Source organism: Pseudomonas sp. GW821-FHT04D07 (assembly GCF_059420225.1).
In genome coordinates, this window is the sequence record NZ_JBWKTH010000054.1 from 1 (window position 1) to 8711 (window position 8711).

Sequence of the window (8711 nt, forward strand, 5' to 3'; positions counted from 1 at the left end):
CCTACAGGGGGCGGGTGTTCCAGCGCAGGGATAGCGCCGTGCCCGGTCTTTGTAGGAGCCGGCTTGCCGGCGATGGCTGCCTCATAGCCACCGCAAGGCTCAAGGGCCCCATCGCCAGCAAGCTGGCTCCCACAGGGGGCGGGTGTTCCAGCACAGGGATGGCGTCGTGCCCGGCCTTCGTAGGAGCCGGCTTGCCGGCGATGGCGGCCGTATGGGCAACGCATGGGGCTCAGGGGCCTCCTCGCTGGCAAGCCAACTCCTGCAGGTGGGCGTAGCCAATAAATCCCGCTTATAAAAAAACCACCTGTGCAGGTGGTTTTTTTATAAGCGGGATTCACTCCCCGCGATAGATGCAGCCACTGGTGCAGGTCTCGTGGATGCGAATCGCCGACAGCTCGGGCAACAATGGCTTCAGCTCTTGCCAGATCCACTTCGCCAGGTTCTCGCTGGTGGGGTTCTCAAGGCCGGGAATATCATTCAGGTAGTTGTGGTCCAGGCGCTCATACAGCGGCTTGAAGATCGCCTTGATCTCCGAGAAGTCACGGATCCAGCCGGTATGCGGGTCCATCTCGCCGCTCAGATGAATCGCCACCTTGAACGAGTGACCATGCAGGCGACCGCATTTATGGCCGTCCGGTACGTGGGGCAGCCTGTGGGCAGATTCGAACGTAAACTCTTTGAAGATTTCCACGGTAATGTCAGCTCTGAAAGGTGGCCAGCGCGCAGCCGATAAATGCAGGCTGGCAGTTTAACAGCTTGCGCGCTGGCAATCGCCTCAAAGCGCCAACAGGCGTTCCCCCAGGCGGCCATTGTCGACCAGTTCGAGAAACTCGTCGCCTAGCCGCCGGCTCTGCTCCATCGCCTTGCGCCAATAGACCTGGCGTCCCTGGTCGTCGCCCATATAACGCTTGAAGTCATTACGGTCAGGCAATTTGCCGTGGGGCAGGCGGGCCAGGTATTCCCGCGAAGGCGCCAGTAGCAGGACGTCCTGCAAGCGGTCCGGGTTGCCCCGGCGCCAGGGCAGGCTCTTGTCGAACCAGCCAGGAACGACCTTGTCGGTGAAATGCGGATACAGCACCACATCATCACCGCTATAGGGCAGGTCCAGGTGATAGTCCAGCAGCCCGCCGTCGCGGTAGGTGCCGGCGCCGACCCCGGCGATATCGCGCACGCCTTCCATCACCATTGGAATGGAACCGGACGCCAGCAGGCCCTGGCGCAGATTATCGGCGGCCAGGGGCAGGCAGCGTGACGGAAAGTCATTGAGTGCCTGAAGGGGAGGGGCCAGTCGCGGATCATGCAGGATGACCCGTTCGAAATGCCGCGACAGGCGCGAGCGCTTGATCAGGTTGTCGGCGATGACCGACGACAGCCCAAGCCCCAGGCGGCCCCGATGATCGTGGGCGAGCAGACCGTGACTCTTCACGATCACCACGTTCAGGCGGTAATGCTGGTTCGTCAGGATCGACGCATCGCGGCCATCGAGCAGGTCATGGAGCATGCGTCGGCAGCTCTCGCTGACCTGGGCCATGGTCACCCCCTTGGCGAAGCTCTGTTCGTTGTAGAGCTGGCCCAACCGTGTAATGCCCTCGGCGGCATTGGGCAGGCAGGCACTGGCGAAGCGCCAGGCACCGATGGAGGCGCCGATCAGCGAGCGCTGCCGCGGGCTGCCCGGCAGCCACTCGCCGAACAACGCAAGGTCCAACCCTTGGATACCCAGGGCTTTGGGACCGCCGGCGGCACCGGGCAAGGTGCCGACGTCGGCGGCTTTCAAGCCCTGTTCGCGAATGCGTTGCAGGGTCCGCTTGCCGGCCTTGAGGGTCAAGGCGGGAAACTTGATATGGATGGCCGTCATACGATTCTCGTTCTACCGGGACCGGGATTATAAGGGAGGTCACGGCCGTCGACAGTCGTCGCCCGGCAAAAGCTGTCAACCGGGGTCGATGACGCTCGGAGAAATTCAGTTTCGATTAAGTTGCGGCCCTTACTGTGGGGTGTTGCTGATACCGGGCGGACTACGCAAGACGGCGACTTCACTTATCAGGTAGAACTGCGCGGCGCTCAAGGAGCTGAGTGGGATGTTGAATTGGACGCCATTGGCGGGCGGGTTCTCAAGGATCATCAGGACAGTTAATGACGTTGAATCTGCACGCCTGCACCTTGCTCGCGCTCTTTTGCACCACGGTTTTGGCCAATGACCTGGACCAGGACGAAGCCCTGCGCCTGCGCCGTCAGGGCGTCATCATGCCGCTCGAGCAACTGCTGCAGCAGGCCTTGAACCATTATCCCGGGGCGAAGCTGCTGGAAGCCGAACTGGTGAGCCGGCACGACGTCTATGTCTATGACGTCGAGCTGTTGACCCGTGCCGGCGTCGTTCGGGACATCGAGCTGGATGCCAGCAGTGGTCGTTTATTGAAAGACAAGGAAGACGATTGATGCGGTTGTTGTTGGTGGAAGATCATGTTCCCTTGGCGGACGAGCTGTTGGCCAGCCTGACCCGACAGGGCTATGCCGTCGACTGGCTGGCGGATGGACGCGATGCGCTCTTTCAGGGGGCGGTCGAGCCCTATGACCTGATCATTCTCGACCTCGGCTTGCCGGGGCTGCCGGGGCTCGAGGTGTTGCACCAATGGCGCGCCGACAGCCTCGCGGTGCCGGTGCTGATCCTCACCGCGCGCGGCTCCTGGGCCGAACGTATCGAAGGGCTCAAGGCCGGTGCCGACGATTACCTGACCAAACCGTTTCACCCGCAGGAGTTGCAGTTGCGGGTCCAGTCGTTGCTGCGCCGGGCCCGCGGCCAGGCCAACCAGCCGACCCTGAAGGCCGCCGGCCTGGACCTGGACGAGGGGCGCCAGTGCGTCAGCCGCGAGGGTGGCGATGTCCAGCTCACGGCCGCCGAATTCAGACTGTTGCGTTACTTCATGCTGCACCCGGAACAGATTCTCTCGAAAAGCCATCTGGCCGAGCATCTCTACGACGGCGAAACCGAGCGCGACTCCAATGTGCTGGAGGTGCATGTCAATCACCTGCGCCGCAAGCTGGGCCGCGGCGTCATTGAAACCCGCCGTGGCCAGGGTTATCGCTTTGGTGGCGCGGCCCGGTGAAGTCTATTCAGCGCCGTTTGAGCCTGGGCCTGATCAGTGTCTTGCTCGTCGCCGGACTGGTGGTCGCACCGACCAGTCTCTGGCTGTTCGAGCTGGGCCTGCAGCGCTATCTGGAAGACGGCCTGCACGCTGACAGCGAGAGTCTGCTGGTGGCGCTGGTCCGCACCCCACAGGGTCTGAAACTGGATGAGCGACGTTTGTCGCCGGCCTATCAGCGGCCCTTTTCCGGGCACTACTTTCGGATCGATTTCGCCGATCAGCACTGGCGCTCGCGTTCGCTCTGGGACCAGGAACTGCCCGTCATCGAGCAGGCGGGACTACACGCTAGCCTGCAACTGGGGCCGGAAGGGCGGATGCTGTTGGTGCTGCGTTCGGACTATCGGCGCCTCGGCGAGTCGATCAGCATCAGCGTGGCCCAGGACTACACGCCGGTCCGCCGCAGTTTCCAACTGATGCAGCGGATTGGCCTGGGCATCGGCCTGACGGCGCTGATCGCGATTCTGCTGCTGCAACGGCTCACCGTGCGTCGGGCCTTGCGCCCGTTGGAGAACGCCCGCAAGCAAATTGCCCAACTGCAACAAGGACAACGCTCGCAACTCGACACCCAGGTGCCGGTGGAGCTGGAGCCGCTGGTGTCGCAGATCAATCGCCTGCTGGCCCATACCGAGGGCAGCCTCAAGCGTTCGCGCAATGCCCTGGGCAATCTCGGGCATGCGCTGAAGACGCCACTGGCGGTCATGCTAAGCCTGACCGGCAGCGCGGAATTGGAGGCTCACCCGCATCTGCGCCAGACCTTGCTTGAACAGCTGGAGCAGATTCAGCAACGCCTGGAGCGCGAACTCGGGCGCGCCCGGCTGGCGGGAGACACCTTGCCCGGCGCGGTATTCGATTGCGCTGCGGAACTGCCGGCGTTGTTCTCGACCCTGCGTATGATCCATGGCGAGCACCTGCATCTGCAGCATGAGGTGGCGCCCGGCTTGCAGTTGCCCTGGGATCGCGAGGACCTGCTGGAACTGCTCGGCAACCTGCTGGACAACGCCTGCAAGTGGGCCGATGCACAGGTGCGCCTGAGTATTGTCGAAGTCTTGGCGGGCTATCGCCTGGAGATCGAGGATGACGGCCCGGGCATTCCGCCGCGGAACCGGGCCGAGGTGTTCAGCCGCGGCACCCGCCTGGACGAACAGACCCGTGGGCATGGGCTGGGTCTGGGGATCGTGCGCGATATCGTCGAGGCCTGGGGCGGCGATCTGCGCTTGTCGAACAGCCCGCTGGGCGGGCTGCTGGTGACGGTCGACGTATCGCGTCGCGCAGGCCGTTTTCCTGTAGAGCCTAGACCCGGAACTGGTCCATCAGACCCTGTTGCTGGTTCGCCAGGCTGTTGAGCGACTGGCTGACCCGCGCCGACTCACTGGCCTGGCCGGACAGCGACTCGGTGACGTCGCGAATGGTCGCCACGTTGCTGTTGATCTCCTCGGCCACCGCGCTCTGTTCCTCCGCCGCGCTGGCGATCTGCAGGTTCATGTCGCTGATCACCGTCACCGCTTCGCCGATCTGTTGCAGTGCGGTCACCGCCTGGCCGACCTGCTCGACACTGCCTTGCGCCTGACGGTGGCTGTTGCCCATGGCGCTGACCACTTCCTGGGTGTCGCTCTGCAACTGCTCGATGACCTGACGGGTTTCTTCCACCGATTCTTGGGTGCGGCGCGCCAGGTTGCGCACTTCATCGGCGACCACGGCAAAACCGCGCCCGGCTTCGCCGGCACGAGCGGCCTCGATGGCGGCGTTGAGGGCCAGCAGGTTGGTCTGCTCGGCAATGGCGCGAATCACTTCCAGAACCGAGCCGATCTTCTCGCTGTTGGCCGCCAGTCCTTCGACCTGGACCATGGCCGCGCTCATGTCGGCGGCCAGGTGGCCGATGCTGCTGGTGGTGCGGTCGATCACCGTCAGGCCCTGGCGCGTCGCCTGGTCGGCGGCACGGGCTGCCTGGGCGGCTTGGGCGGCACTGCGGGCGACGTCCTGGGCGGTGGCGCTCATCTCATGGGACGCGGTGGCCACCTGGTCGACCTGGCGATATTGCTGCTCCATGCCGGCGCTGGTCTGGGTGGCGATGGCGGCGGACTGGTCGGCGGTGCCACGCGCATCCTGTACCGAGCGCTTGACCTCGGCGATCACCGGCTGCAGCTTGTCGAGGAAGCGATTGAACCAACCGGCCAACTGACCCAGTTCGTCGCGCTTGTCATAAGCCAGGCGGCGGGTCAGGTCGCCTTCGCCGCTGGCAATGTCTTCGAGCATCCGCGCCACAGCCAGGATCGGCCGCGTCACGCTGCGGGCCATCAGCCAGACCAGCAACAGGCCGACCACCGCGGCCAGCAGGCCAAGGCCGAGTTCGGTCAGGGTCCCGGCGGCGTTGTGCTCGTCGAGTTGGCTCTTGAGGACCTCCGCCGGTGCCACCAGGACCTTTTCCGGGATATCGAGCAATACGCCCCAGGACTTGCCGCCGGGGATCGGCTGGAACGGCGCGAGGATCTTCAATTGATCCTGTTCGCGCAGGCTCTGTGTTTGGTTGCTGCTGGCCAGTTGGCCGATCAGTTTGGCGCCGTTGAGGGGATCGACCTTGTCCAGGCGCTGGCTGAGTTTGCTGGCATCCGGGCTGTAGCCGGCCAGCAGGCCCGCCGGGCTGAGGATGCTGACGCTGGTCTGGCCGTCATAGAGCTTCTTGCTTGCCTGCTGGCTGAGCGCTTGCAGGCTGTTGAGGTTGATGTCCACCGAGAGTGAGGCAATGACCTTGCCCTCGACCATCAGCGGAAACACGATGCTGGTCATCAGCACGTTCTGGCCGTCGATCTCGTAGAAGTAAGGTTCGATCACGCAGGGTTTGAGGGTGCTGCGCGGGCAGGTGAACCAGGCGTTGTTCGGTTCGCCGCTGGGGCCGGTGCGGGTGTCGGTCATATCGCTTTCCGGCAGCGGCATGGCCGTCAACTGACCTGGGGTCGGCTGCGACCAGTAGAGGGCAAAGCGGCCCCGGTCATTGCTGCCGATCTCCTTCTGGCCGGCGAACAGTTCATCCTTGCCGTCCAGCGCGTTGGCCTCGAAGACCAGGGACAGACCGAGCAGATCCGGGTTGGCTTGCAGCGCGGACTTCACCTGGCGGGTCAGGTCTTCGCGCAGGTCGAAGGCATCGAGAAAGCGTTTTTCCGCCTGTTCGCGCAGGAACAACACCTGGCGCGCAAAACCGTTGCCGTATTGGTAGGCGTCCATGAACTGACGACGAATGATCAGCGCCTGCACCTCACCCTGGGCTTCGATCCGCGCCTGGGCCGCTTCATTGAGCATCTCCATGCTTGAGGTTTTCACCAGTTCCGAGCTGTGTTCCATGCGGTAGAGGGAAAGACCGACCAGCAAGGTAACCACGCCCAACAGGCTGAGTCCGGCGAGCAGGGTGATTTTCCACTGAATGGAAAGCTGTCTGAGCGACATGAAATGACATCCTTAATCGGGGGCAACAGAAGACGGAAGGTTTACTGTGTGAAGATTTTTTCTTTATTTAATTGCTCAATCAAAAATAAATAAAAGCCTTCAGCGAATATCTACTTCACTGAAAAATATAGGGTTATTGAACGGGTTGTGGCCGTTTCACGGACGCCAGAAGTCGGCGCGGAGGGAGAATAGCGTCAACTGGTAATTGGCTGATATCCGTAGTGCGTCATTTGCGTGTATCAATAGCCACTATGCTCAACTTTACTCGTCCCAAGCCGTTAACCCGTTGAGCGTCTATTCCAATAAGAGAGAACCATCATGGGTCTGAGCCTGAAGGCTAAAGTCGTGTCCCTCGCCGTACTTCCGGTATTGCTCTGTGCTCTGGTAATCAGTCTGACCACGGTTTGGATGCTGCAGAATCAGGCCAAGGATGAGGTGGAGGAAACCCGTCAGCGGTTACTCTCGGAGTCCAAGGCGACCTTGCAGAATTACGTCACCCAGATAATGACCGCGATCAAGCCGCTCTACGATGCGTCGGCCCAGGGCGACATGGTGGCCCGGGCGCAGGCGGTGAAACTGCTGTCGAATATCAAATATGGCAAGGACGGTTATTTTTTCGGCTATGACTCGCAGGTCGTGCGGGTGTTCAAGAGCGACAACCCCGATGGCGTCGGCAAGAGTTTCAAGGATGCCCGCGATCCGAATGGTGTCTACGTCAACCGTGAGCTGGTCCAGGTTGCCAAGGACGGTAGCCATTTCCTGAAATACAGCGCGTCCTTGGCCACCAACGAGCAAGTGTTGGTGCCCAAGATCGGTTACACCGAATTCCTGCCCAAGTGGGATATAGCCATCGGTACCTTCGTCAACCTCGACGGTATCGAGGCCCAGGTCGCGGAGGTGGAGATCAAGGTCCATCAGCGCATGGAAGGGGTGATTCTGAGTATCCTCGGGATCACCGCGTTGGTGCTGCTGGTGATCGCGGTCCTCGGGATACTGATGGCCAATGGTATTTTGCGACCGCTGCAACTGATGAAGCTCAGCCTGGACGATATTGCGGCCGGCGAGGGCGACCTGACACGGCGCCTGGCGATCACCAACGAGGACGAACTGGGGCAGTTGGCTGGTTCCTTCAACCGTTTCGTCGACAAGATCCATGGCCTGGTGCGGCAGATCAGCGAGATGACCGTGCAACTGACCACGCTGGTCGCCCAGGTCAGCGACCAGACCCAGCGTTCGGAGCAGGCGATGGAGCGTCAGCGCCACGAAACCGACCAGGTGGCCACGGCGATCAACCAGATGTCCTCGGCGGCCCAGGAAGTGGCGCGCGGCGCGCAAGGGGCGGCGGTTGCCGCGCAGCAGACCGATGCCGAAGGCAAGACCGCCAAACGGGTGGTCGATGGCAGCATCCAGCAGATCCATGCGCTGGTGAAGGATATTCGCCACAGCGGCACCACCCTGGACAGCCTGCAGCAGGACGTGACCTCGATTGTCAGCGTACTCGGGGTGATTCGTTCCATCGCCGAGCAGACCAACCTGCTGGCGCTCAACGCGGCCATCGAGGCCGCTCGTGCCGGCGAAGCCGGGCGCGGCTTTGCGGTGGTGGCCGATGAGGTGCGGGCGCTGGCCAGTCGGACCCAGCAGAGCACCCAGGAAATCCAGGGCATGATTGACCGCCTGCAACAGGGTACGCAGGTGGCGGTGGAGGCCATGCGCCGTTCCAGCGAGGCGGGTGACGGTACCTCGGACCGGGCCAACGAGGCCGGCGTGTCGCTGGATACCATGGCGCAACTGATTGGCACGATCAACACGATGAACGCGCAGATTGCCAGCGCCGCCGACGAGCAGACCGCGGTGGCCGAAGAGATCAACCGCAGTGTGCATCAAATCGCCTCGGCGGTGGACAGCGTGGCCGATGAAACCCAGCGCAGTGCCCAGACTTCCCGTAGTCTGGCGGAACTGGGACAGAGCCTGGGCAAGTTGGTGGGGCAGTTCCGGATCTGACAAGCTGGCCCCGACAGTTTTGTGTCTGACGCAATTCCTGCATCCGACACAGATATTGTGGGAGCGGGGGGGGGGGGGGGGGGGGGGGGGGGGGGGGGGGGGGGGGGGGGGGGGGGGGGGGGGGGGGGG

The 8711-nt window shown here is 62.7% G+C and carries 7 protein-coding genes and 1 pseudogene; 4 read left to right on the top strand and 4 right to left on the bottom strand.

The window, feature by feature from the left end; genetic code table 11:
* Window positions 1–334 precede the first annotated feature (334 nt).
* Both queD and AC07T0_RS31500 read right to left on the bottom strand, forming a co-directional pair.
* Window positions 335–691, bottom strand: a complete 357-nt coding sequence (gene queD / locus AC07T0_RS31495; RefSeq protein ID WP_495004837.1) for a 6-carboxytetrahydropterin synthase QueD — start codon at window positions 689–691, stop codon at window positions 335–337.
* A gap of 84 nt (window positions 692–775) precedes the next feature.
* Window positions 776–1855 carry a patatin-like phospholipase domain-containing protein gene (locus tag AC07T0_RS31500; protein WP_495004838.1) on the bottom strand — a complete coding sequence of 360 codons (1080 nt, stop codon included), beginning with the start codon at window positions 1853–1855 and terminating at the stop codon, window positions 776–778.
* Window positions 1856–2133: 278 nt separating this feature from the next.
* Here AC07T0_RS31500 and AC07T0_RS31505 point away from each other — a divergent pair, with 278 nt between their 5' ends.
* From AC07T0_RS31505 to AC07T0_RS31515, 3 genes are read left to right on the top strand one after another with little or no spacing between them, the layout of a single operon-like run.
* Entirely contained in the window at window positions 2134–2436 is a 303-nt protein-coding gene (locus AC07T0_RS31505) for a PepSY domain-containing protein (RefSeq protein ID WP_495004839.1), read from the top strand.
* Window positions 2436–3104 (top strand): response regulator transcription factor, encoded by a 669-nt coding sequence (locus AC07T0_RS31510; RefSeq protein ID WP_495004840.1) that lies wholly within the window; start codon window positions 2436–2438, stop codon window positions 3102–3104. Before AC07T0_RS31505 ends, AC07T0_RS31510 begins: the two co-directional genes overlap by 1 nt.
* Complete coding sequence (locus AC07T0_RS31515) at window positions 3101–4486, top strand: ATP-binding protein (RefSeq protein ID WP_495004841.1); 1386 nt, start codon at window positions 3101–3103, stop codon at window positions 4484–4486. Before AC07T0_RS31510 ends, AC07T0_RS31515 begins: the two co-directional genes overlap by 4 nt.
* On the opposite strand, the gene AC07T0_RS31520 is transcribed toward AC07T0_RS31515, so the two are convergent.
* Both AC07T0_RS31520 and AC07T0_RS31525 read right to left on the bottom strand, forming a co-directional pair.
* Window positions 4434–5189 (bottom strand): methyl-accepting chemotaxis protein, encoded by a 756-nt coding sequence (locus AC07T0_RS31520; protein WP_495004844.1) that lies wholly within the window; start codon window positions 5187–5189, stop codon window positions 4434–4436. The two genes, AC07T0_RS31515 and AC07T0_RS31520, sit on opposite strands and share 53 nt — an antisense overlap.
* Window positions 5190–5291: 102 nt before the next feature.
* Window positions 5292–6581: pseudogene (locus AC07T0_RS31525) on the bottom strand (cache domain-containing protein); the annotation flags it as partial.
* 318 nt (window positions 6582–6899) lie between these two features.
* Here AC07T0_RS31525 and ctpM point away from each other — a divergent pair.
* Window positions 6900–8582: a methyl-accepting chemotaxis protein CtpM gene (gene ctpM / locus AC07T0_RS31530; protein WP_495004842.1), complete on the top strand. Its 1683-nt coding sequence runs from the start codon at window positions 6900–6902 to the stop codon at window positions 8580–8582.
* The last annotated feature ends 129 nt before the right edge of the window (window positions 8583–8711 follow it).